Here is a 22,411-nt window from a genome sequence, read left to right on the forward strand (position 1 = left end):
CTACACTCCCGCCACACAAGCCAGTTCAAGGCACCGGGTGCCGGAGGGAAAACATGCTCGAAATCGACAAGCTCAATGAATTCACCGAAAGCCACGGCGCGCTGCGCACGGGGCGCGGACTGGTGTCGGGCGTGATCGCGCTCACGCTCGCGATCCTGTGCTTCCTGGGCGTGCTGGCCTTCCACTTCCCCGAATACCTGACCACGCCACAGCTGCGCAAGAGCTACGATGTGACGGTGATCCGCACCATCATGCTGGCGGCCATGGCGATCGCGGGCGGCATCTCGCTGGTCAACATCCTGTTCAACCGCTCGCGCTGGCTGGCCACGTTTGCCTTCGCCATGGTGGCGCTGGCCGCCTTCCTGGGCGGCCACAAGGTGGAGGTGGACCCGAACTTTCCCGACAACACGCCCTACATCGGCCTGGACTGGTTCATCCTCGACCTGCTGGGCAGCTCGCTGATCTTCATCTTCATCGAGAAGCTGTTCGCGCTGCGCAAGGACCAGCCTATCTTCCGCGCCGAGTGGCAGACCGATTTCCACCACTTCATCGTGAACCACATGGTGGTGGGCTTCGTGCTGCTGGCCACCAACCTGCTGGTGCACAAGTTCTTCGGCTGGGCCGCCAACGACGGCATCCGCGGCTGGGTGCAGGGCCTGAACTTCTGGGTGGCGCTGTTCCTCATCGTGCTCGTGGCCGATCTCGTGCAGTACTGGACACACCGCGCCTACCACGAGGTGCCGCTGCTGTGGCGCCTGCACGCCGTGCACCACAGCGTGAAAAGCATGGACTGGATGGCCGGCTCGCGCCAGCACATCCTGGAGCTGCTGATCACGCGCACCCTGGTGCTCGCGCCCATCTACGTGCTGGGCTTTTCCAAGGAAGTGATCGACGCCTACATCGTGGTCGTCGGCTTCCAGGCGGTGTTCAACCACGCCAACGTGAGCGTGCGCCTGGGGCCGCTGCGCTACGTGCTGGTCACGCCCAACTTCCACCACTGGCACCACAGCCAGGACCAGGAGGCGCTGGACAAGAACTACGCGGCGCACTTCGCGTTTCTCGACTACCTGTTCGGCACCGCCGTGAAAAGCACCAAGCTCTGGCCCGAGCACTATGGCGTGCTGGGCGACTACGTGCCCAACGGGTTCGTCAAGCAGTTCAAGTTCCCGTTCACCTGGAAAGGGTGAGGCGGGTTCGTCCGACGCACTACAGCTTGCCGAGCTCGGCTTCGAGCGACTTCAGCTGGTTGCGCAGCTCGTTGGTTCGCGCCTCGCACGCGGCCTTGTCCTTGTCGGCACCGGCGGCGCGCTCCTGCGCGAACTGGGAGCCTGAGGCCAGGGTGCTGCGCCGCAGCGGGCCGGCGTGGGCCACGGCGGTATCCGGCGCCGTGGCCGCACATTCCTGCTGGCTGCGCTCGACGGCCGCGCGCGCCTGGGGCACGCCCTGGTTCTGCAGATAGTGCTTGCGCTGCCAGGTCGCGCCGAAGGCGCCTTCCTTCGCGGTGGAAGGGGCAGGCTGCACGGGGGTGGCGCCCTGCATGGCGGGCCGCACCTCGACCTTCTCGCCCTGGCCCGGGCAGGGCCCGTCCTGGAACGACACCTTGCCATCGGCGTCCGTGCATTTGTTGATGGCCCAGGCCGGGGCCAGAAAGCCCAGCAGCAGCAACAGCAGGGCGCAGGCGGCATAGCGGATCGGATTCATGGAACAGTCCTTGGCGGATGGATGGCGCATGCTAACGCCCCGCGCGGCCAGTCCCCCGGGCGACGGTGCTTGCGGGGAAACCCCGTGGCCGCCCGCGCGGCAACCTTCCTACCATGGGCTCCCCCTGCCGCCCCTGGAGACCCCATGCCCGTTGTGCCGCCCTCCGACGCCCGCCTCGCCCTTGCCGCCAGCGCCGCCCACGCCCCCTTCGGCCCATGCCGCCGCACTCTGCTGTGCTGGGCCGCCGCCGCGCTGTCGCCACTGCCGGCCATGGCCCAGGCGCAGCCCCGCGCAGACGTGAGGGGCGACATCCTGATCGGCAGGTCCACCGCGCTGTCGGGCGGCATGGCACCGTTTCTGCAGCCCATCCATGAAGGCCAGGATGCCGCCATCGAGGACGCCAACGCCAAGGGCGGCATCGGGGGACGCAAGATCCGCCTGGTGACCATGGACGATGGCTTCGACCCGCGCCGCACGCTGGAAAACGCCGTGCAGCTGAGTGAAAAAGAAGGCGTGGTGGCCCTGTTCGGCGTGTCGGGCACCTCGCAGGTCATCGGGCTGCTGCCCTACCTCGCGCAGGCCAGGCTGCCGCTGATCTCCGTGTACACCGGCAGCCCGGCGGTGCGCGCGCAGCAGCACCCGTACCTGTTCACCACGCGCGCCAGCTATGCCGATGAGCTGGTCAGGATCGTGCGCAACCTGGTGGCGGTGCAGACCCTGCGCATTGCCGTCGCCTACGAAAACAACGACTTCGGCAAGCTGCTGCTGCCGCTGGTTGAAAAAACGATCGCGGCCGAAGGCGCCACCATGGCGGGCTCGCACGCGCTGGACCCCAAAGGCCAGGACGCCGCCGATGCCGCCAAGGCGCTGGCCGCGCACAAGCCACAGGCCGTGTTGCTGGTGGCGGCGGGCCCTCCGGTGGTGGCGTACGTGCGCGCCAACCGCGCACATCTGGGCGTGCCGGTGTATACCTTATCGCTGGGCGCGGGCTCGGCGGTGCTGCGGGCGCTGGGCGAAGACGCGCGCGGCCTGGCCGTGGCACGCACGGGCCCCTCGCCCAGCCGGCCGACCATCGCGCTCACGCGGGACTTCCAGGCGTCGATGAAGCGCCACGACAAGCCCGTGGACTACGACCGCTACACCGGCTACATGGATGCGCGCGTGCTCATCGAGGGCCTGCGCGCAGCGGGGCCCGGCGTGACGCGCGCGAGTCTGGTGCAGGCCATGCAGGGGCTGGGCAACCTGGACCTGGGCGGCTACGGCTACCAGTTCAGCGCACAGAACCACCACGGCTCGAACTTCGTGGACATCGCGGTGGTGGGCTCGGGTGGCGTGTACCGGCAATAGGCACCGGTTCGAGGGGCCTACCCGCCCCGTGCGAACGCTGCGGCGACAATGGCGGCCCGCCAACGCCGCCTTCGCCCCACCGTGCCCCACGCTTCCTCCCCTCCATTCGACGTAGTCATCATCGGCGCCGGCGCCGCCGGCCTGTTCTGCGCCGCCCAGGCGGGCCAGCGGGGCCTGAAGGTGCTGCTGATCGACCATGCCGAGAAGGTGGCCGAGAAGATCCGCATCTCGGGCGGCGGGCGCTGCAACTTCACCAACCGCGACCTCGATCCCGCCGCGCCCCACAAGCACTTCGTGGGGCAGAACCCGCAATTTTGCCGCTCGGCGCTCTCGCGCTACACCCCCGCCGACTTCATCGCGCTGGTACAAAAACACGGCATCGCGTTCCACGAAAAACACAAGGGCCAGCTGTTCGCCGACCGCTCGGCCGAGGACATCATCGCCATGCTGCTGGCCGAGTGCGCGGCGGGCCAGGTGACGCACTGGCAGCCTTGTGCGGTCAAGAATATAGTGTTTTCAGCCCCTGGCGCTGATCCATCAAGCGCTGGCAGCTATCAAATTGATACCGACCGGGGCCCGGTGCGGGCGCGCTCGCTGGTGATCGCCACGGGCGGGCTGTCCATTCCCAAGATCGGCGCGACCGATTTCGGCTACCGGCTGGCGCAGCAGTTCAACATCCCGCTCATCGAACGCCGCCCGGGTCTGGTGCCGCTGACCTTTGATGGCGCGGGCTGGGCGCCGTATGCGCAACTCGCGGGCTTGGCGCTTCCGGTGCAAATCAGCACCGGTGCCAAGAAAGCCCGTATGGCCTTCGACGAAGACCTGCTGTTCACCCACCGCGGCCTCTCGGGCCCGGCCGTGCTGCAGATCTCCAGCTACTGGCAGGAGGGCACGCCGCTGGTCATCGACCTCGCGCCCACGGTGGATCTGCCCGCCGCGCTGGCGCAGGGCAAGGCCCGTTCGCGCAAGCTGATCGCCAACGAGCTGGCCGCCCTCGTCCCGGGCCGCCTGGCGGACGCCTGGGCCCAGCGCGAGGCCGACTGGCAGCGCCCCATCAACGAGGCCAGCGACAAGGCCCTGGCGCGGCTGGCCGAACAGCTGGCGCGCTGGGAGCTCACGCCCACCGGCACCGAGGGCTACAAGAAAGCCGAGGTCACGCTCGGCGGCGTGGACACGCGCGTGCTGTCGCAGCAGACCATGGAGTGCAAGACGCAGCCGGGCCTGTACTTCATTGGCGAAGTGGTGGACGTGACGGGCTGGCTGGGCGGCTACAACTTCCAGTGGGCCTGGGCCAGCGCCCATGCCTGCGCGCAGGCGCTGCCGCTGGCGGCGCATTGAGGCGGCGGAGGACGCCTGTGCAGGTGGCTCCCCGGGGATGGCTCCTGCACTCCGGTCAGACACACAAACAAACGCTTTACCAGCCATGGGGAGCCTCGGCATGGACGGATTCGAACGCGCGGAGAGGTGGCAAGCGGCTGCCACGGCCACGGGCGCGCTGATCGCCCTTGTACCGGCCGCAAGCATGGCCGGGAATATCTTCATCGCGATCCTTGCGGCACTGGGCATGGGGTCGCTGGCCGGGGGCGCGGTGATGGTGCGGTGGCTGCTCACCGAAGAAGGTGACGCCTACCTGCGGGCCGACTCGCGCATTTCGGGCCGTTCGACCTCTCGCCTCTCCCTGTGTCTGGGCAATTTCTCGCCAGGCGCCCTCCTGGTCGGGCTCGCCGTTGCGCTGCACATCCGGCTCGCATGATGGGGACCACGGCGGCATTGAGGAGACATCATCCGGCCAGCGAGGCTGGCTGAATGCACTCGGAAGCCAGCCCGCGCACTGGCGCGCCATGGAGCACGCAGTGCTGCAATGCCCAGGCGAGCAGGGCCTCGGGCGGCAGCGGGCGGCTGAAGTGGTAGCCCTGCAGCTCCTCGCAGTCCAGCGCACTCAGCACCTGGGCCGTGGCCAGGTCTTCCACGCCCTCGGCCACGATGCGCAGCCCCAGCGTGTGGCCCAGGGCGATGATGGCCCGCGTGATCGCCATGTCGGCGGGGTTGCTCAGCATGTCGTGCACGAAGGACTTGTCGACCTTGAGCCGGTCGATGTCAAAGCGCTTCAGATAGGCCAGGCTGGAGTAGCCGGTTCCGAAATCGTCGATGGACAGCTGCACGCCCAGCGACTTGAGCGCGGCCAGCTGCTGCTCGGCCGCGTGGGCGTTGTCCATGAGCTGCGACTCGGTGATTTCCAGTTCGAGCCGGTGGGCGGGCATGCCGGTGCGGGCCAGCAGCGCCTCGATGTCGGCCACCAGTTGCGGGTCCGCCAGTTGCGCGGCCGAGAGGTTGACCGAGATGGAGACGTCCGACAGCGGGTGGGCCGGCGCACGCCCGGCGGGATGGCCGGCGGGCGGTGCCTGCCAGCGCGCCCACTGCTCGCAGGCCTGCTGCAGCACCCAGCCGCCCATCGCGCGGATCATGCCGGTCTCCTCGGCGATGGGGATGAACTCGCTGGGCGGGATGGCGCCCAGCGTGGGGCTGTTCCAGCGCAGCAGGGCCTCCACCCCCAGCAGGCCGCCGCTCTTGGCGCTCACCCGGGGCTGGTAGTGCAGGCTCAGCTCATGGCGCTCCAGCGCGCGGCGCAGGTGCTGTTCCATGGACTGGCGGGCCAGCGCGCGCTGGTCCGTTTCGGCCGAATAGAACAGCGCCATGTCGCGGCCCGTGGTCTTGGCCTCGTACATCGCCGCATCGGCGCGGCGCATCAGCTCGTCGATGTCGCCGCCGTCCTCGGGGTACACGGCGATGCCCACGCTGCATGACACATTGAGTTCATGCCCCTCCACCGGGTGGCTCTGGCGGATGAGGGGGATGAGGCGCCGCTCCACGAGCTGCTGCACGTCCTCGCGCCCGGCCACGTCGCGCATCACCACCACGAACTCGTCGCCGCCCAGGCGGCTGACGGTGTCGCGGCTGCGCACGGCCTGCGTGAGGCGCCCGGCCACCGAGCGCAGCAGCCCGTCGCCGATGTGGTGGCCCAGCGTGTCGTTGATGGCCTTGAAGCGGTCCAGGTCGATGAACAACACGGCGACCTTCTCGCCGGTGACGCTGGACTGCGCCAGCGCCAGCTGCAGGCGCTGCACGCACAGCGAGCGGTTGGGCAGCTCGGTGAGCACGTCGTGGTGCGCAAGGAACTGGATGCGTTCCTCGCTGCGCTTGCGGTCCGTGATGTCGATGGCGATGCCGATGTGGTTGGCCACGGCGCCGCCGCCCTTGCCCTCGCGCACGGCCGACACCATGAGCCAGGCCGGGTAGGTTTCGCCCGAACGGCGGCGAAACCGCACCTCGCCCTGCCAGGACTCCTTGTCGAGCATGGTGCGGCGGATCTGGGTGGACAGGGGCTCGCCGCCGGACTCCTCCAGCAGGAAGCCCAGATCTTCGCCCAGCACCTCGTAGAAGTCGTAGTGCGTGCTGCGGCAGAACGCCTTGTTCACGCTGATGATCTGCTGGTCGGCATTCATGATGATGATGCCCTCGGACGACGCCTCGAACACCTTGGCCCACAGCTCCAGGCGCTGCTCCATGACCTTGAGCACGTTGATGGGCGTGAAGGCCGTGAGCACCGAGTCGCGCCCCTGGAACTGCAGCCGCCGCGCCGACAGCACCGCCCAGGAGGGCTCGGGGCTGCCCTTCCAGCGCACCTCGAACTCGTCCACCGAGCCCTGGTCCGCCAGGCGCTGGAAGAAGCGCGCGCGCACGCCCGGCTCCAGCCCTGCGGCCCAGGGGTCGGTCTTGCGGTCATTGAGCCAGTGGGCGGCGGGGGCGTTGGAATGCAGCACCTCGTGCTCGGGGATGGAGGTGACGACCATGGGGATGGGGAAGGCCTCCACCAGCTCGCGCTGGGCCTCGGCCGCGCGGGCGCTGGCCGCCAGCTCCTGCTGCAGCAGGCGTTCGCGGTCCAGCTGGGCCAGCATGTCGTTGAAGGCCGTGACCAGCCGGCCGATCTCGTCGCTGCTGCTCCAGTGGGCCCGCAGGGTGTGGTCGCCGCTCTTGCGCACCTCATCGGCCACGCGCGCCAGTTGCTGCAGCGGCTTGGCGATCTGCCGGGCCACCAGCGTCACCAGAGAGAGGATGCAGCCCAGCAGCACGAGCGCGGTGCCCAGGTGCAGCCACATGCGCGCGTACAGCCCGTCCACCCGGCGGTTGAGCAACCGCTCCAGGTCGACGATGCCCACCGCCCAGGCATCGCGCAGGGCGCCCAGCACCTGCGCCTGCTGCGCCCCCACCTGGGCCAGGGTCAGGCGCGATTCGCCCGCCGCCACGCCCTGCAGCAGCGCCTGGAAGCTCTCCAGCGAGGCCTTGAGCGCCTCGCGCTGGCCCATCAGGGCCGTGCGCATCTCGGGAGAGCCCGCGATGAAGGCCTGGTTGTAGTCCGACTCGATGCCCTGCATCACCGCGTCGAGCCGGCCCACCAGCGTGAGCAGCTCGGAAGACCACTGCGGCCCGCGCCCCGCGGGCGCGGCATGGAGAAACACCACGGTGTCGTGCACCGCCTGCAGCAGCTCGGGGAAGCGCAGCACCACCAGCGACATGCCGTAGTAGCTGTCCAGGTCCGGGTCCAGGATCAGGTTGGACTGGTTGCCCACGGTGGTGAGCAGTTCTCGGCCGTCGCGCAGCAGCTGGCTGCGCAGCCGGGTGAGGGACGGCGCATCGGTGGCCGCCGGCGGGTGGGCGGCCAGCTGCTGCAGCACCCCGCTGAAGCGCTCGCCCTGCTCCTCGGTATGCAGCTGCTCGTCGTGGGCCGCACGCACGCCCGCCAGCCGCGCAAGAACGTCCGCCACGAGCGGCGGCTGCTGCGATGCATCGAGGAACTGCCCCATGAGCCCGTCGCGCAGCACCGCCGCATAGGTGGTGCCCACGATTTCCTTGCGCGTGAAATCGATGGCCACGTACTTTTCGTGGATCAGGATGCTGGAGACATAGATCACCGCCGACAGGTCGAGCAGATAGATGAGCATGAGCTTGCGGCCCACACTGAGGCGGCCCAGCCAGCCCGATACGCGGTGCATGAATGCCATGGTGTCTGCGGCGAAGGCCTGCCCGGGCGGATGACCCGGGCAGCCCACCGACGGTGGAAGATGAGTGTTACAACATGAAGCAATTTCCACGCCATTTCGCCGATCCGCCTGCGATGCGCCCGATTCGCCGACGCCGCGCCCCCCGGAAAGTCGGCGCGGCCCTGCCAGGGAGCCCGTGCCGGGCGATTGGCGGAGCCCAGCCGCCCGTGCCGCGAGAGGGGGGAAGCACGAAGCACCCCAAGGCGGAACCCGCTTCAGCTATAATCTCCGGCTTTGCTGGCAATGCCCCGTCGGCCAAATACTAGTTACAGACGGGGAAACCGCCACGCACGGTCTTGAGGCCCGATCTCCCCAAGACCCTCTGCGGGCAACATTTTGGAAACCATTAGCTAATGACTACGATCCGCGTAAAAGAAAACGAACCCTTTGACGTCGCCCTGCGCCGCTTCAAGCGCACCATTGAAAAGCTCGGCCTGCTGACCGACCTGCGCGCCCGTGAGTTCTACGAGAAGCCCACCGCCGAGCGCAAGCGCAAGAAGGCAGCCGCCGTGAAGCGCCACTACAAGCGCGTTCGCAGCATGCAACTGCCCAAGAAGATGTACTGATGGATCTTCGGCCCCAAGCCTTCTTGCTTGGGTCCCAGAACCCGCGCTAGGGACGCCAAGCGCGGGTTTTTGCTTTTCCGGGCTTGCACAAAGCCCCTCTGGCGTCGTTGCAGCGCCTTGCCGTAGCAAGAAGACTACTGTCTGCGGCGCTGCGCCTGGCCAGAGGGGCTTTGTGCAAACCCTCCGTCCCTGTCTGAAACCCCATAAAAAGGAAGCCATCATGAGCCTCAAGGACCAGATCACCGAAGACATGAAGACCGCCATGCGCGCCAAGGACAGCGAGCGCCTGGGCACCATCCGCCTGCTGCAGGCCGCGATGAAGCAAAGGGAAGTGGACGAGCGCATCGTGCTGGACGATGCGGCCGTGGTCGCCATCGTGGACAAGCTCATCAAGCAGCGCAAGGACTCGATCACCGCCTTCGAGGGCGCGGGCCGCCAGGACCTGGCCGACAAGGAGAAGGCAGAGATGGCCGTGCTGCAGGCCTACCTGCCCGAGCGCATGTCGGCCGACGAGACCCTGGCCGCCGTCAAGGCCATCGTGGCCGAGCTGGGCGCCGCGGGCCCGGGCGACATGGGCAAGGTCATGGGCGTGGTCAAGACCCGCCTGGCCGGCAAGGCCGACATGGGCCAGGTGTCCGCCGCCGTCAAGGCCGCGCTCGCCGGCTGACCGCCCGCCTCGCCACCCGGCGATTTACTATCAATTCAATAGCTGCCAGCGCTTGATCGACAAGCGCCGGTGGCTATTTTTACTTGAAATCTCGCATCCACACGCTCCTTGGCGCACCCGCTCAGAAGCGCACCACCACCTTGCCGAACGCGCCGCGCTGCAGGTGCGCGAAAGCAGCCGGCGCTTCGTCGGCGCCATACTCGCCCGCGATCACCGGCTTCAGCCCGGTGGCATCCACCGCGCGCACCAGGTCCTCCAGCGCGCGGCGGTGGCCCACACCAATGCCCTGCACGGTGGCCCGCCCCAGCAGGAAGCTGTAGACCGACGCACTCACCGTGTCGCCGGCCAGGGTGCCGATGACCGACACGCGCCCGCCGTGGCGCAGCGCCTGCATCGACCGGCCCAGGTTGGGGCCGCCCACCGTCTCCAGCACATGGTCGGCGCCCTGCCCCCCGGTCAGCGCCCGCACCTGCGCGGGCCAGTCGGCCTCGCGCGCCAGCGCATGGGCGGCGCCCAGGGCGAGCACCTGTTCGCGCTTGCCCGCATCGCCCGAGACCACGATGGGCACGGCCCCGTGCTGGCGCGCGATCTGCACGCCGAACAGCGCCACGCCGCCGGTGCCATGGATGAGCACGGCCTGCCCGGCGCGCACGTGGCCGGTCTCCACCAGCGCGAACCAGGCCGTGAGCCCGGCGATGGGCAGGGTGCTCGCGGCGGCGGCGCCCAGCGTGGCCGGCGCGGCCACCGCCCAGTCCGCCTCCAGCAGCACGTGCGAGGCCAGCATGCCCGGCCCCGGCGCGCCCAGGGCCACGGCAGCGGCAGGGCGCTCGCCCTCCAGCCAGCCGCCCCAGAAGGTGCTCAGTACCCGGTCGCCGGGGCGCCAGCGGGTGATGCCCGCGCCCACGGCCAACACCGTGCCGGCCAGGTCCGAGGCGGGGGTGAACGGAAATTCCAGCGGCATGCCCATGCCGTCCTGCGCCATCAGCAGGTCGCGGTAGTTGAGGGCCACGGCCTCGGTGCGCACCAGGATCTGGCTCGGCCCGGGCGCGGGCATGGGCACCTCGGTGCGCTCCAGGTGGGCGAGGCCGAAGCGGGGCAGTTGCCAGCGCTGGAGGGTAGCGGGTGTGTCGTGCATCGTCGAGTTCCAGGGAAAGAAAGAGATTTCGATGCTATTGGAGCTTTATGGATGCCAGTGTTTCTTGTTTTTCCCATCGCTGGATAGCAAAATTCTCCAATGAACGAACGTTTGCAGGGAATCGAGGCCTTCGTGGCGGCCGTGGAGGCCGGCAGCTTCGCGCTGGCGGCGGCGCGGCTGCACCGCACCCGCTCAGCGGTGGGCAAGGGCATCGCGCGGCTGGAACAGCGGCTCGGGGTGCGGCTGTTCCACCGCACCACGCGCAGCCAGAGCCTGACCGACGACGGACAGGCTTACTACGAACGCTGCCGCCGCGCGCTGGCCGAACTCGACGCGGCCGATGCCGCCGTGGAGGCCGGCCGCCACGAGCCCGTGGGCACCCTGCGCATGAGCATGCCGGCGCTGTTCGGCCGCGCCTGCGTCGCGCCCGTGCTGCTGGGCCTGGCACGCGAGCACACCGGCCTGCGGCTGGACCTGCACTTCAGCGACCGGCGGGTGGACCTGGTGGAAGAGCGGATCGATCTGGCCATCCGCAGCGGGGTGCTGGACGACAGCAGCACGCTCGCGGCCCGCCCGCTCGGGCACCAATGGATGGGCCTGTATGCCGCGCCGGACTACCTGGCGCGGCACGGCCGGCCGGCAAGCTGGGCGGCACTGCAGGCCGAGGCGCCCCGCCACGCCTTCGCCAGCTACGGACGCGACGACGGGCTCAAGCCCTGGCACTACAGCGATGACGCCACGGGCGAGCCGCGCACGTTCGCGGTGCCCGCGCGCGTGCGCTGCGACAGCCTGGAAGTAGTGGCCGCCACGGCGGCGGCGGGGCTGGGCATCGCGCGGCTGCCCGAGTGGCTGGCGGCCGAGCCGGTGGCCGCCGGCACGCTGGTGAAGGTGTTCGACGAGGCGCGCCCCTTCGGCTACGAGCTGCACGCCGTCTGGCCCCAGGCGCGCGCCCTGCCACGGCGCACGCGCGTCGTCATCGACGCGCTGGCCGCGCAGCTGCCCGCGCTGCTCGGAGCCCGCTGAACGGCGGGCGCGGGCCGCCGTGGGGCGGCACTGGCAGCGGCGCCCGCGCCGCGCCGCGCCGACCCATGGCAGCCCCGGCCGGCCTCAGGCCGTCCCGGGCATGCCCTGCAGGCGCCCCGCTTCCTGGCGGAAGTACACCTCCAGGAACTCCACGCACACCCGCACCTTGGCCGAGCGGTCCAGCCGCGTCGGGTACACGGCCCAGACGTTGGCTTCCTGCCGCCAGTCGGGCAGCACCTGCACCAGCCTTCCCGCACGCAGGTGCGCCCCCACGTCCCACAGCGAGCGCAGCACGATGCCGCGCCCGTCCACCGCCCACTGCACCGCCATCTCGCCATTGTTGGCCGACAGCGGGCCGCGCACCTTCACCGTCTCGTCCACCGCGCCGCTGCGCAGCCGCCACACGCCGAACGGGTGGTCGCGCTCCTTGATCACCAGGCAGTCGTGGCTGGACAGCTCCGCCAGCGCGCGCGGCGTGCCGTGGCTCGCCAGGTAGGCGGGCGCCGCGCACAGCACGCGGTGGTTGTCCGCCAGACGGCGGGCGATCAGGTGCGGAGCGATCTCGTCGCCCACGCGCACGTCCAGGTCGAACCCTTCGCCGGCCACGTCCACCAGCCGGTCGAACACTTCCAGCCGCACCTGCAGGCCGGGGTGCTGCTCCACCAGCCGCGACAGCGCGGGCGCCACGATCTGGCGGCCAAAGCCAAAGCTGCTGCTCACCCGCAGCTGACCACGCGGCTCGCGCCGGGTGATGGCCACCTCCTGCAGCAACTGATCCATGTCGTCCAGGATGCGCTGCGCCCAGTGGAAGACACGCTCGCCCTCCTCCGTCACGGCCACGCGCCGCGTGGTGCGGTGCAGGAGCTTCACGGCCAGCTCCTGCTCCAGCAGGCGGATGCGCTTGCTCACGTACGCGGGCGAGGTGCCCAGCTCCGCCGCCGCGTCGCCAAAACTCGATTTGCGCACCACCACGGTGAACACGCGCAGGTCGTCGGTGGCCGGATTTTTATGCACGATGTGTGAAGAATATGAGCACAGTTGCCGGATTGTATTTTTTGCCGCACTGCCAAACAATCCGTGCTGATTCCCCCTGCCTTTCTTTTCCCTTCTTTCTCTTCCCCAGGCACCAAGGACCCCGAATGAGCACCAACACCCCCTACAAGATCGCCGTCATCCCCGGCGACGGCATTGGCAAGGAAGTCATGCCCGAAGGCCTGCGCGCGGTGCAGGCCGCCGCCCAGCGCTTCGGCATCCCGCTGGAGACCACCACCATCGACTGGGCCAGCTGCGACTACTACGCCGCCCACGGAAAAATGATGCCCGACGACTGGAAAGCCCAGCTCTCGGGCATGGACGCCATCTTCTTCGGCGCCGTGGGCTGGCCCGCCACCGTGCCCGACCACGTCTCGCTGTGGGGGTCGCTGCTCAAGTTCCGCCGCGAATTCGACCAGTACATCAACCTGCGCCCCGTGCGCCTGTTCGAGGGCGTGCCCTGCCCGCTGGCGGGCAGGAAGCCCGGCGACATCGACTACTACGTGGTGCGCGAGAACACCGAGGGCGAGTACACCTCGCTCGGCGGCATCATGTACGAAGGCACCGACCGCGAGATCGTGATCCAGGAATCGGTCTACTCGCGCCATGGCGCCAACCGCCTGCTGAAGTTCGCGTTCGACCTGGCCCAGAGCCGCCCGCGCAAGCACGTGACCCTGGCCACCAAGAGCAACGGCATCGCCATCAGCATGCCCTGGTGGGACCAGCGCGCCGAGGAAGTCGCCAAGGCCTACCCCGAGATCACGCTGGACAAGCAGCACATCGACATCCTGACCGCGCGCTTCGTGCTGCAGCCCGGGCGCTTCGACGTGGTGGCCGCCACCAACCTGTTCGGCGACATCCTCTCCGACCTGGGCCCCGCCACCACGGGCACCATCGGCCTGGCGCCCTCGGCCAACCTGAACCCCGAGCGCACGTTCCCCAGCCTGTTCGAGCCCGTGCACGGCTCGGCGCCGGACATCTACGGCAAGAACATCGCCAACCCCATCGCGATGATCTGGTCGGGCGCGCTGATGCTGGACTTCCTCACCCAGGGCCAGGGCGCTGGGCGGCAGGCGCACGATGCGATCGTGGCGGCCATCGAGGAGGTCCTGCGCAGCGGGCCGCGCACGCCGGACCTGGGCGGCTCGGCCGACACCACGCAGGTGGGCGCGGCCATCGCGGCGCTGGTTTCCAAGGGGTAGGCCCTCGCCCCGCGCCCCCGGGGCGCGTGCCCGCGCACGGCATTTGCGCCGGGCCGCGCGCAGTGCCGGCGTGGGTTCACACGGGCGGCGGAGCCTGCCGCGCCCCTGCAGAAGACCACCACGCCCCGAACCGCTGGAGGCCGGGCTGCGCCAGCAGGTACAGCCCTGTCAGCAGCAGCAGGCCCAGAGGGGGCAGCGGCGCATAGGTCACCCAGGGCGGCGGGCTGCCCTCCCGCAGGGCCATCGCCGCGAAATTCGCGACGACGGCCAGCGTGAAGGCCATCGACACCCAGCGGTGAAACCGCCGCACGCCCTGGCCCCGGCTCATTGCGGGCCTCCCGCGGCCTGGATCATCTTCCAGCCGTTGCCCGCCGGGTCGCGGAACCCCGCATCCACCTGGCCGAACCGGTCCACCGGCTCCTGGGTGAACTCCACGCCCTGGGCGCGCATGTGCGCGTATGCGGCGCGGCAGTCGCGCACATGCAGGACCAGCGGCGGCATCGCCCCCTTGGCCACCATGGCGCGCAACGCCTGGGCCGTGGCCTCGTCGTGCATCGGCGGCCCCGGCGTGAACAGCCCGAGCTGAAACGCCGGCTGCTCGGGGTGCTGCACCGTCAGCCACCGGTAGGCACCATTGCGCACGTCCGTGTGGACGCGGAATCCGAGCTTGTCGACATAGAACGCCAGGGCTTCGTCCTGGTCGTTGACATACACACCCACCACACCGATACCTTGGCTCATCACATCTCCTTGGTTGAGGGCCGGTTTGTACCCTCCGCCAGGCGGCGGCGCTTCTCCGAAACTGCGGTGGCAAGGTCCGGGCGCTGCGCGGCCTTCAGAAAACAGGCGGGCACGCTGCCCAGCTGCTGCGCCTCGTGCCGGGCGTCGATGCGCAGGGTGCTCGGGCTTTTTCCGGTGACGTCCCGGAACGTGCGGCCGAAAGTGCCCAGGCTTTCCCAGCCGGTGGCATAGGCGATCTCCGTGATGGGAAGGTCCGTGTCCCGCAGCAGCGTGGTCGCCTGTTCGATGCGCCGGGTGAGCAAATAGCGGTGCGGCGGAATGCCGAAGGCCTGCCGGAACGAGCGCGCGAAATGGGCGTCGGAGACGCCGCTGACCCGGGCCAGCCGCTTCACCGGCCACGCTTCGTGCGAGGCGGCGTCCATGTGGTCCTTCGCCCGCAGCAGGCGGCGCAGCAGGGCCGGGTCCTGCTGCGCGCCGGTCCCGTCCGGCGTGGACGGCAGGCCGGCGGGGTCTTCGCGCGGGGGAATGAGATCCGGAGTCACGGGCGGCATGAGGACAGCATATCGCCTTCACCGCGGCCGCCGCGTTCCCTTTCCCTGGATGCCCGCGGCCACCTCCCGCAAGCATTCCACCAGCAATCCCGTGGTGGGTGTGGGCCTTTGCCCGCGCAGCGTGATCAGCCCCACCGGAGGCAGGTCCACCGGCACGGGCAGCGCAAGCACGGCCACCAGCCCCTGCGCGGCGTAATGCCGGCCCACCGTGCGCGCCATGAAGGCCACGGCGCCGCGCTGCTGGACGAAGCTGATCTGCGACAGGAAGGACGCCGATTCGATGATGTCCTGCGGCGGGTGCAGGCCGTGCGCGAAGAACTGCTGTTCCAGCTTCACCCGCAGCGACGCCCAGGGTGGGGGCAGCACGCACGGCTGCGCGGCCACCTCGGCCCACCCGACCTTGCGCTTGCGGGCCAGGGGGTGCGTGGGGTGCGCCACGGCCACCATGGGGTCGCCATACAGGGCCTCGGTCTCCAGGTCGGGCGAGGCATAGCCGGGCTCCAGGCGGCCCACGAACAGGTCCAACTCGCCCAGGCGCAGCTTGGGCAGCAGGCGCGTGAGGTCCCCTTCGTCGATCAGCACCGTGGTGCGGCGGGACCGCGCCTTGAGCAGCTCCACCGCCTGCGCCAGCAGCACCGGCGTGGCCGCCACCATGGCCCCCACGCTGGTGCGGCCCACGGCACCACTGGCCTCGGCGGCGATTTCGTCGCGCGTGCGGTCATACCCCGCCAGCACCGAACGGGCGAAGCGCACCACGCTCGCGCCCGCGGCCGTGGGCTCGGTGCCGCGCGTGGAGCGCTCGAACAGCGGCAGGCCGAACATGCGCTCGATCTCGGCCAGCGTCTTGGAGACCGCCGGCTGCGTGACCGACAGGAACTCCGCCGCGCGGCCCAGGTGGCGGAACTGGTCGAGCGCCACGAGCATCTGCAGGTGGCGCAGCTTGAGGTTGGAGCGCAGTACGCGGTCGATCTTGGCCATCGTGGTCTTCTTTCTGGCGGGCTCGATACATTACTTCAAGGCAATGAAGCCAGTCCATATCTTCATTGGATTGTTATGCACCGGTTCTGAACAATGGCGGCTCCCGACCCCACAAACAACAGGAGACAGGCATGCACAACACCCCCCGCATCGCAAGGCGCCAGTTCGTGCTGGGCGCATTGAGCGCCAGCGCACTGACGGCCACCCCGTCCGGCAGCCTTTTCGCCCAGGCCTGGCCCGAGCGCCCCCTCACCTTCATCTGCCCCTGGCCCGCGGGTGGCACGGCCGACCAGTCGATGCGCGCGCTGTGCGCGGTGGCGGGCCGGGTGCTGGGCCAGAGCATCGCGGTGGAAAACAAGGTGGGCGCGTCCGGCATGATCGGCGCCAAGGCGCTGGCCTCGGCCAGGCCCGACGGCTACACCGTCGGCCAGATCCCGATCTCGGTCACGCGCTTCTCGCAGCTGGGCACGCTGCAGGCCGACCCGCGCAAGGACTTCACCTACCTCGCGCGCACCTCGGGCCAGACCTTCGGCATCGCCGTGCCCGCCAGCTCGCCATTCAAGACGCTCAAGGACTTCGTGCAGCACGCCAAGGCCCACCCCGGCAAGGTGACCTATGCCCACGCCGGCGTGGGCGGCGCCACGCATGTGGGCATGGAGGAGTTCGCGGGCGCCGCGGGCATCCAGCTCAACCACGTGCCCTACAAGGGCGGCGCCGAGGCGCTGCAGGGCGTGCTGGGCGGCCACGTGGACGCGCTCGCCGACTCCAGCTCGTGGGCGCCGCACGTGGAGGCCGGCAAGCTGCGCCTGTTGGCCACCTGGGGCGAGCAGCGCACGGCCCGCTTCAAGGAGGTCCCGACGCTGCGCGAATCCGGCTATGACGTGGTGGTGGACGCTCCCAACGGCATCGGCGCGCCCCGGGGCCTGGACCCCGCCATCGCCGCCCGGCTGCGTGAAGCCTTCAAGCAGGCCGTGGCCAGCCCCGAATTCAAGACCGTGGCCGACAAGCTCGACGCGCCGCTGCTGTACCTGGACGGCCCTGACTACGAAAAGTACGTGAACACGGTCTACGCCAAGGAGACCGTGCTCATCGAAAAACTCAAGCTGCGAGAGCTGATGCGCAGTTGAGCCCCGCAGCCACCAGAATCACCCCCCACCACAAGGCCCACGATGAACGCCCCCACGGCCCCCGGCCTGCTCGCCAGCCCGCTGCTGCACCTGCACCCCCACGACAACGTGCTCGTCGCCAAGACGGCGCTGGCGCTGGGGCAGGAGATTCCCGAACTGGGCGTGCGCACGCGCGCCCAGGTGCCCGCGGGCCACAAGATCGCCGCGCGCCGCATCGCCGAGGGCGAGCAGGTCAAGAAGTACGACACCGTGATCGGCGTCGCCACGCGCGACCTGGAGCCCGGCGACTACGTGCACAGCCACAACCTGCGGCTGGTGGACCACTACCGCGACCCGGCGTTTGGCGCCGACGTGCGGCCCGTGGCGTACGTGCCCGAGGGCGAGCGCGCCACCTTCCAGGGCTTCGTGCGCGCGGACGGCGGCGTGGGCACGCGCAACTTCATCGGCATCCTGTCGTCGGTGAACTGCTCGGCCACCGTGATCAAGAACATCGCCGCGCACTTCACGCCCGAGCGCCTGGCCGACTTTCCGCACGTGGACGGCGTGGCCGCCTTCGCGCAGACCAGCGGCTGCGGCATGTCCTCGCCCAGCGAGCACTTCGACGTGCTGCGCCGCACGCTGGCGGGCTATGCGCGCCACCCCAACCTGGCGGGCGTGCTCATCGTGGGCCTGGGCTGCGAGCGCAACCAGGTCGCCTCCCTGGTGGAGTCGCAAGGGCTGCAGGAAGGCAAGCTCATGCGCACGCTGGTGATGCAGGACGTGGGCGGCACGCGCGCCACCATCGCGGCGGGCATCGCGGCCATCGAGGAGATGCTGCCCATCGCCAACCAGGCGCGGCGCAGCACCGTGAGCGCGAGCCACCTCAAGATCGGACTGGAATGCGGCGGCTCGGACGGTTTCTCGGGCATCACCGCCAACCCCGCGCTGGGCGCGGCCATGGACATCCTGGTGCGCCACGGCGGCACGGCCATCCTGTCGGAAACGCCCGAGATCCACGGCGTGGAGTTCATGCTCACACGCCGCGCCATCAGCCCCGCCGTGGGCCAGAAGCTGCTGGACCGCCTGGCCTGGTGGGAATGCTACACCGCGGGCCAGAACGCCCAGTTCAACGGCGTGGTGGGCCATGGCAACCAGGCCGGCGGCCTGGCCAACATCTTCGAGAAGTCGCTGGGCTCGGCCATGAAGGGCGGCACCACGCCGCTGCGCGCGGTGTACGAATACGCCGAGCCCATCACCGAGCATGGCTTCGTGTTCATGGACTCGCCCGGCTACGACCCCGTGGCCTCCACCGGCCAGATCGCCAGCGGCGCGCAGCTCATCTGCTTCACCACGGGGCGCGGCTCCATGTTCGGCAGCAAGCCCGCGCCCACCATCAAACTGGCCAGCAACACGCCCATGTACCAGCGCCTCGAAGAGGACATGGACATCAACTGCGGCGTGATCGTGGACGGCGAATGCAGCGTGCCCGAGATGGGCCGGAAGATCTTCGAGCAGATCCTGCGCCACGCGAGCGGCGAGGCCACCAAGAGCGAGGCCCTGGGCCTGGGCGACCACGAGTTCGTGCCCTGGCACCTGGGCATCGTGTCCTGAGAATTTGCTCCCAAAAACATAGCATCCTGCGCTTGTTGAACAAGCGCTTTCGGCCTATTTCATTGAAAACCATGCCCCTGACCCTCACCCGCCCCGCGCTGATCCGCAGCGCCAACTTCATCGGTGGCGAATGGACCGTGGCCACCGGCGCCCGGCTTGACGTGACCGACCCCGCCACCGGCGACACCATCGCTTGCGTGCCGGACTCCGGCGCTGGCGATGCGCTGGCGGCCCTGGACGCGGCCCACGCCGCATTTCCCGCCTGGCGCAAGGTGCCCGCCAAGCAGCGCGCCGCCATCATCAAGCGCTGGAACGACCTCGTGCTGGCCCACCAGGACGACCTGGGCAAGCTCATCTCGCGCGAGCAGGGCAAGCCCCTGGCCGAGGGCAAGGGCGAAGTGGCCTACGCCGCCAGCTACATCGAATGGTTCGCCGAAGAGGCCACGCGCATGAACGGCGAGGTCATCCCCGCGCCTGTGCCGGGCCGGCGCATGTTCGCCCTGCGCGAGCCCGTGGGCGTGGTGGCCGCCATCACGCCGTGGAACTTCCCGGCCGCGATGATCGCGCGCAAGATCGCCCCGGCCCTGGCCGCCGGCTGCACCGTGGTCTGCAAGCCCGCCGAGGACACGCCGCTGACCTCTCTGGCCCTGGTGCTGCTCGCGCACGAGGCCGGCGTGCCGCCGGGGGTGCTCAACATCGTCACCGCCTCGCGCGAGAAGACGCCCGAGGTGGTGGACGTGTGGCTCGACGACAGCCGCGTGCGCAAGATCACCTTCACGGGCTCCACCCCCGTGGGCAAGCACCTGGCGCGGCGCAGCGCGGAGACGCTCAAGAAACTCTCTCTCGAACTCGGCGGCAACGCGCCCTTCATCGTGTTCGAGGACGCCGACGTCGGCGCCGCCGTGGACGGCTTCATGGCCGCCAAGTTCAGGAACGGCGGCCAGACCTGCGTGTGCCCCAACCGCGTGTTCGTGCAGCGCCGCGTGTTCGAGGCGTTCGCCCACCAGCTCGCGGCGCGCGTGGCGGCGCTGCAGGTCGGCCCGGCCAGCGACCCGGCCTCGCAGATCGGCCCCATGATCAACGGCCGCGCCGTGCAGAAGATCGAGCGCCACGTGAATGACGCGGTGGCCAAGGGGGCGAGGGTGCTCACGGGTGGCAGGCGCCTGGCCGAGCTGGGCGCCACCTACTACGCGCCCACCGTGCTCACCGGCGCCGACGCCACCATGGCCTGCGCCTGCGAAGAGACCTTCGGCCCCGTGGCGCCGCTGACCGTGTTCGACACCGAAGAGGAAGTGATCGCCGCCGCCAACGACACGCCCTTCGGGCTGGCCGCGTACTTCTACAGCCAGGACGTGCGCCGCATCTGGCGCGTGGCCGATGCGCTGGAGACGGGCATCGTGGGCATCAACGAGGGGGCGCTGGCGGCGGAGGCCGCGCCGTTTGGCGGCGTGAAGGAGTCGGGCTACGGCCGCGAAGGCTCCACGCACGGCCTCGACGACTACCTGCACACCAAGTACGTCTGCCAGGGCGGGCTCGATTGACCCGCAGCTTTCGCGCGGCGCCGCATGCGGCGCCCAGCTCCCCTCCCACAAGGAATCCCATGCCCGCACACAACCCCTTCAAGGCCGCGCTCGCCGGCCGCCATCCGCAAATCGGCCTGTGGCTCTCCATGGCCGACCCGTACCTGGCGGAAGCCGCCGCCACCTGCGGCTACGACTGGCTCTTGATCGACGGCGAGCACGCGCCCAATGACGTGCGCAGCACCCTGGCCGCGCTGCAGTCGGTGGCCGCCCACCCGTCCCAGCCGGTGGTGCGCGTGGTGGAAGGCAGCACGGCCCTGATCAAGCAGATGCTGGACATCGGCGCCACGACCCTGCTCGTGCCCATGGTGGACACCGCCGAACAGGCACGGGGCATCGTGGCGGCCACGCGCTACCCGCCGCTGGGCATCCGGGGCGTGGGCAGCGCCGTGGGCCGCGCGTCGCAGTGGAGCGCCCGCACCGACTACCTGAACATCGCGGACGACGAAGTGTGCCTGCTGGTGCAGGCCGAGACCACCACGGCGCTGGCCAACCTCGGCGCCATCTGCGCCGTGGACGGCGTGCATGGCGTGTTCATCGGCCCGGCCGACCTCGCCGCCTCCATGGGCCACCGGGGCAACCCCGGCCACCCCGAGGTGCAGGCGGCCATCGAAGGCGCCATGCGAACCATCATCGCCAGCGGCAAGGCCGCGGGCACCCTCACCTCCGACCCCACGCTGGCGCAGCGCTACCTCGACCTGGGCTGCACCTTCGTGGCCGTGGGCGTGGATGTGCTGATGTTCGCCAACGCGGCACGCAGGCTGCGGGCCCACTTCGGCGGCAGCGGGCCGAAGGCGCCGCCCGGCGGCGGCGCGGCGGCCGCCTATTGAGCCCGGCCTGTCTTCGCCTCAGCGCGGCAGCGCGTCGCCGAAGACCTCCAGGGCCCGGCCGTGCAGCGAGCGCAGCGTGTCCGCAGGGTCCACGGCCTGCCCCAGGGCCAGCGCTCCGCTGCGCTGGAACGACGGTGCCATCAGGCGCTGCGCCGCCTCGATCACCAGGGGCGCCGTCACGGCATAGATGTCCTGCCCGCGCACGCGCGCCGTGCGGGCCTGCCCGTTCTGCACAAGCCGCACCGCCAGCTCGAAGCGCTGCGCCGACCGGCCGCTGCCGTCCACCGCCGTGGGCGGCGGCGTCGCCGCATCGCGGATGTCCGCGAGCGCCGAGCGGTTCAGGAACGAACGGATCGTGTCGGCCCGCAGATGGTGCACGAGCGTGATCGTTTCGCTGAACGGCAGCTCCACCATCGGATACGTCCCGAGCGGCGGCGCGAAGGTCCAGTCCGGCACATCGGACGACGGGACCAGGGGCACCAGGGCACCGCCCTGGACCACCTGGCGCGGCGCCTTGTTGCGCTCGCCCGTCTCGCGGGTGCCCACGGTGGGCCACCAGCGGTCCAGCCCCATGGCCACCGTGATCTCGTCAATGCGCCCCGCCGAGGCCAGCGCGCTGGCCAGCAGATCGGCCAGCCCTCCATAGAAGCCGGCGGCCGGCATCACCACCCGCCTGGCGGCCCGCGCTGGCGCATCCAGGTCGGCAAAGCTCGCCTGCGCGCTGGGCTGCTCCGCCGTGACGTCGATGTAGTGGCAGCCGGCCCGCAGCGCGGCCCGCGCCACCGGGGGCGCGGTGTCAAGGAAAGGACCCGCGCAGTTGATGACCACCGCGCAGCCCGCGAAGGCCTGCCCGAGCGCGCCGGGGTCGTCCAGGCCCGCCACGCGGCAGGCGACGCCGGAGGGAAACAACGCGCCAAGCCGGGCGGCACTGCGCCCCACCGCCACCACGGGCAGGCCGCGCAGCCGGGCCTCGCGAACGACAAACTGGCCGGTGTGGCCCGTGGCGCCATAGACGGCGATGGACTGGAGAGGGGAATGCATGGTGACCTTTCAAAAGATAGATACAGACCTGTATGTTCTTAATACTACATACAGGTCTGTATCATGTCAACATGCAATGACGCCGGCGTGTGTCCCGTCGATGGACGCGCACGGCCGCGCGGCCCGGTGCGGCCCGGTGTTCAGGGGCCGAATGCAAAAAGGCCCTCGCCATGGCGAGGGCCCTTGTTTGCCGGAAGTTGC

21 protein-coding genes are annotated in these 22,411 nt (G+C 69.8%); 12 read left to right on the forward strand and 9 right to left on the reverse strand.

Going from position 1 to position 22,411, the window contains the following annotated elements; translation table 11 throughout:
- The first annotated feature begins 53 nt into the window (after positions 1–53).
- The gene (locus tag AC1RCS_RS20055) at positions 54–1,187 is read left to right on the forward strand and encodes a sterol desaturase family protein (protein WP_218293860.1); all 1,134 of its coding nucleotides are present in this window, start codon (positions 54–56) and stop codon (positions 1,185–1,187) included.
- 19 nt (positions 1,188–1,206) lie between these two features.
- Here AC1RCS_RS20055 and AC1RCS_RS20060 read toward each other — a convergent pair whose 3' ends face one another.
- On the reverse strand, positions 1,207–1,701 hold the full coding sequence (locus AC1RCS_RS20060; protein ID WP_492245532.1) for a DUF4124 domain-containing protein: 495 nt from the start codon (positions 1,699–1,701) through the stop codon (positions 1,207–1,209).
- Between the two features lie 144 nt (positions 1,702–1,845).
- Between AC1RCS_RS20060 and AC1RCS_RS20065 the strand changes: the two genes are divergently transcribed.
- The 3 genes from AC1RCS_RS20065 (at position 1,846) to AC1RCS_RS20075 (ending at position 4,801) form a co-directional block, all read left to right on the forward strand.
- Entirely contained in the window at positions 1,846–3,048 is a 1,203-nt protein-coding gene (locus AC1RCS_RS20065) for an ABC transporter substrate-binding protein (RefSeq protein WP_369641884.1), read from the forward strand.
- A 48-nt stretch (positions 3,049–3,096) separates the two neighbouring features.
- A complete protein-coding gene (locus AC1RCS_RS20070) occupies positions 3,097–4,386 on the forward strand; it encodes a BaiN/RdsA family NAD(P)/FAD-dependent oxidoreductase (protein ID WP_218340620.1) in 1,290 nt (429 codons plus the stop codon).
- A gap of 100 nt (positions 4,387–4,486) precedes the next feature.
- On the forward strand, positions 4,487–4,801 hold the full coding sequence (locus AC1RCS_RS20075; RefSeq protein WP_218340619.1) for a hypothetical protein: 315 nt from the start codon (positions 4,487–4,489) through the stop codon (positions 4,799–4,801).
- Between the two features lie 28 nt (positions 4,802–4,829).
- Here the strand turns inward: AC1RCS_RS20075 and AC1RCS_RS20080 are convergent, their stop codons facing one another.
- Positions 4,830–8,108: an EAL domain-containing protein gene (locus AC1RCS_RS20080; protein ID WP_218340618.1), complete on the reverse strand. Its 3,279-nt coding sequence runs from the start codon at positions 8,106–8,108 to the stop codon at positions 4,830–4,832.
- A 392-nt stretch (positions 8,109–8,500) separates the two neighbouring features.
- Here AC1RCS_RS20080 and rpsU point away from each other — a divergent pair, with 392 nt between their 5' ends.
- The gene (gene rpsU, locus AC1RCS_RS20085; RefSeq protein ID WP_005799779.1) at positions 8,501–8,713 is read left to right on the forward strand and encodes a 30S ribosomal protein S21; all 213 of its coding nucleotides are present in this window, start codon (positions 8,501–8,503) and stop codon (positions 8,711–8,713) included.
- A 220-nt stretch (positions 8,714–8,933) separates the two neighbouring features.
- Positions 8,934–9,380, forward strand: a complete 447-nt coding sequence (locus AC1RCS_RS20090; RefSeq protein ID WP_218293854.1) for a GatB/YqeY domain-containing protein — start codon at positions 8,934–8,936, stop codon at positions 9,378–9,380.
- 121 nt (positions 9,381–9,501) lie between these two features.
- Here AC1RCS_RS20090 and AC1RCS_RS20095 read toward each other — a convergent pair whose 3' ends face one another.
- Positions 9,502–10,515 carry a zinc-dependent alcohol dehydrogenase family protein gene (locus AC1RCS_RS20095; protein WP_492245531.1) on the reverse strand — a complete coding sequence of 338 codons (1,014 nt, stop codon included), beginning with the start codon at positions 10,513–10,515 and terminating at the stop codon, positions 9,502–9,504.
- Between the two features lie 99 nt (positions 10,516–10,614).
- On the opposite strand from AC1RCS_RS20095, the gene AC1RCS_RS20100 reads away from it, so the two are divergent.
- A complete protein-coding gene (locus AC1RCS_RS20100) occupies positions 10,615–11,538 on the forward strand; it encodes a LysR substrate-binding domain-containing protein (protein WP_492245530.1) in 924 nt (307 codons plus the stop codon).
- Between the two features lie 84 nt (positions 11,539–11,622).
- Here the strand turns inward: AC1RCS_RS20100 and AC1RCS_RS20105 are convergent, their stop codons facing one another.
- The gene (locus AC1RCS_RS20105; protein WP_492245529.1) at positions 11,623–12,552 is read right to left on the reverse strand and encodes a LysR substrate-binding domain-containing protein; all 930 of its coding nucleotides are present in this window, start codon (positions 12,550–12,552) and stop codon (positions 11,623–11,625) included.
- Positions 12,553–12,677: 125 nt separating this feature from the next.
- On the opposite strand from AC1RCS_RS20105, the gene AC1RCS_RS20110 reads away from it, so the two are divergent.
- Positions 12,678–13,772: a tartrate dehydrogenase gene (locus tag AC1RCS_RS20110; protein WP_492245528.1), complete on the forward strand. Its 1,095-nt coding sequence runs from the start codon at positions 12,678–12,680 to the stop codon at positions 13,770–13,772.
- A 76-nt stretch (positions 13,773–13,848) separates the two neighbouring features.
- Here AC1RCS_RS20110 and AC1RCS_RS20115 read toward each other — a convergent pair whose 3' ends face one another.
- The 4 genes from AC1RCS_RS20115 to AC1RCS_RS20130 are packed head-to-tail and all read right to left on the reverse strand — an operon-like array spanning position 13,849 to position 16,042.
- Positions 13,849–14,100 carry a hypothetical protein gene (locus AC1RCS_RS20115; protein ID WP_492245527.1) on the reverse strand — a complete coding sequence of 84 codons (252 nt, stop codon included), beginning with the start codon at positions 14,098–14,100 and terminating at the stop codon, positions 13,849–13,851.
- On the reverse strand, positions 14,097–14,513 hold the full coding sequence (locus AC1RCS_RS20120; RefSeq protein WP_218341908.1) for a VOC family protein: 417 nt from the start codon (positions 14,511–14,513) through the stop codon (positions 14,097–14,099). Before AC1RCS_RS20120 ends, AC1RCS_RS20115 begins: the two co-directional genes overlap by 4 nt.
- A complete protein-coding gene (locus AC1RCS_RS20125) occupies positions 14,513–15,064 on the reverse strand; it encodes a helix-turn-helix transcriptional regulator (protein ID WP_218341909.1) in 552 nt (183 codons plus the stop codon). The genes AC1RCS_RS20120 and AC1RCS_RS20125 overlap by 1 nt, the downstream gene beginning before the upstream one ends.
- An 18-nt stretch (positions 15,065–15,082) precedes the next feature.
- On the reverse strand, positions 15,083–16,042 hold the full coding sequence (locus AC1RCS_RS20130) for a LysR substrate-binding domain-containing protein (protein WP_369641877.1): 960 nt from the start codon (positions 16,040–16,042) through the stop codon (positions 15,083–15,085).
- Positions 16,043–16,173: 131 nt separating this feature from the next.
- Between AC1RCS_RS20130 and AC1RCS_RS20135 the strand changes: the two genes are divergently transcribed.
- From AC1RCS_RS20135 to hpaI, 4 genes are all read left to right on the forward strand, one after another.
- Positions 16,174–17,169 (forward strand): Bug family tripartite tricarboxylate transporter substrate binding protein, encoded by a 996-nt coding sequence (locus AC1RCS_RS20135; protein WP_218293845.1) that lies wholly within the window; start codon positions 16,174–16,176, stop codon positions 17,167–17,169.
- Positions 17,170–17,211: 42 nt separating this feature from the next.
- Complete coding sequence (locus tag AC1RCS_RS20140) at positions 17,212–18,759, forward strand: UxaA family hydrolase (RefSeq protein ID WP_492245526.1); 1,548 nt, start codon at positions 17,212–17,214, stop codon at positions 18,757–18,759.
- A 71-nt stretch (positions 18,760–18,830) separates the two neighbouring features.
- Entirely contained in the window at positions 18,831–20,300 is a 1,470-nt protein-coding gene (locus AC1RCS_RS20145; protein WP_492245525.1) for an NAD-dependent succinate-semialdehyde dehydrogenase, read from the forward strand.
- A 59-nt stretch (positions 20,301–20,359) separates the two neighbouring features.
- Positions 20,360–21,169: a 4-hydroxy-2-oxoheptanedioate aldolase gene (hpaI, locus tag AC1RCS_RS20150; RefSeq protein ID WP_218341899.1), complete on the forward strand. Its 810-nt coding sequence runs from the start codon at positions 20,360–20,362 to the stop codon at positions 21,167–21,169.
- Positions 21,170–21,187: 18 nt separating this feature from the next.
- Here hpaI and AC1RCS_RS20155 read toward each other — a convergent pair whose 3' ends face one another.
- Positions 21,188–22,210: a saccharopine dehydrogenase NADP-binding domain-containing protein gene (locus tag AC1RCS_RS20155; RefSeq protein ID WP_492245524.1), complete on the reverse strand. Its 1,023-nt coding sequence runs from the start codon at positions 22,208–22,210 to the stop codon at positions 21,188–21,190.
- Positions 22,211–22,411: the final 201 nt, after the last annotated feature.

Source organism: Acidovorax sp. GW823-FHT01C06, assembly GCF_058798375.1.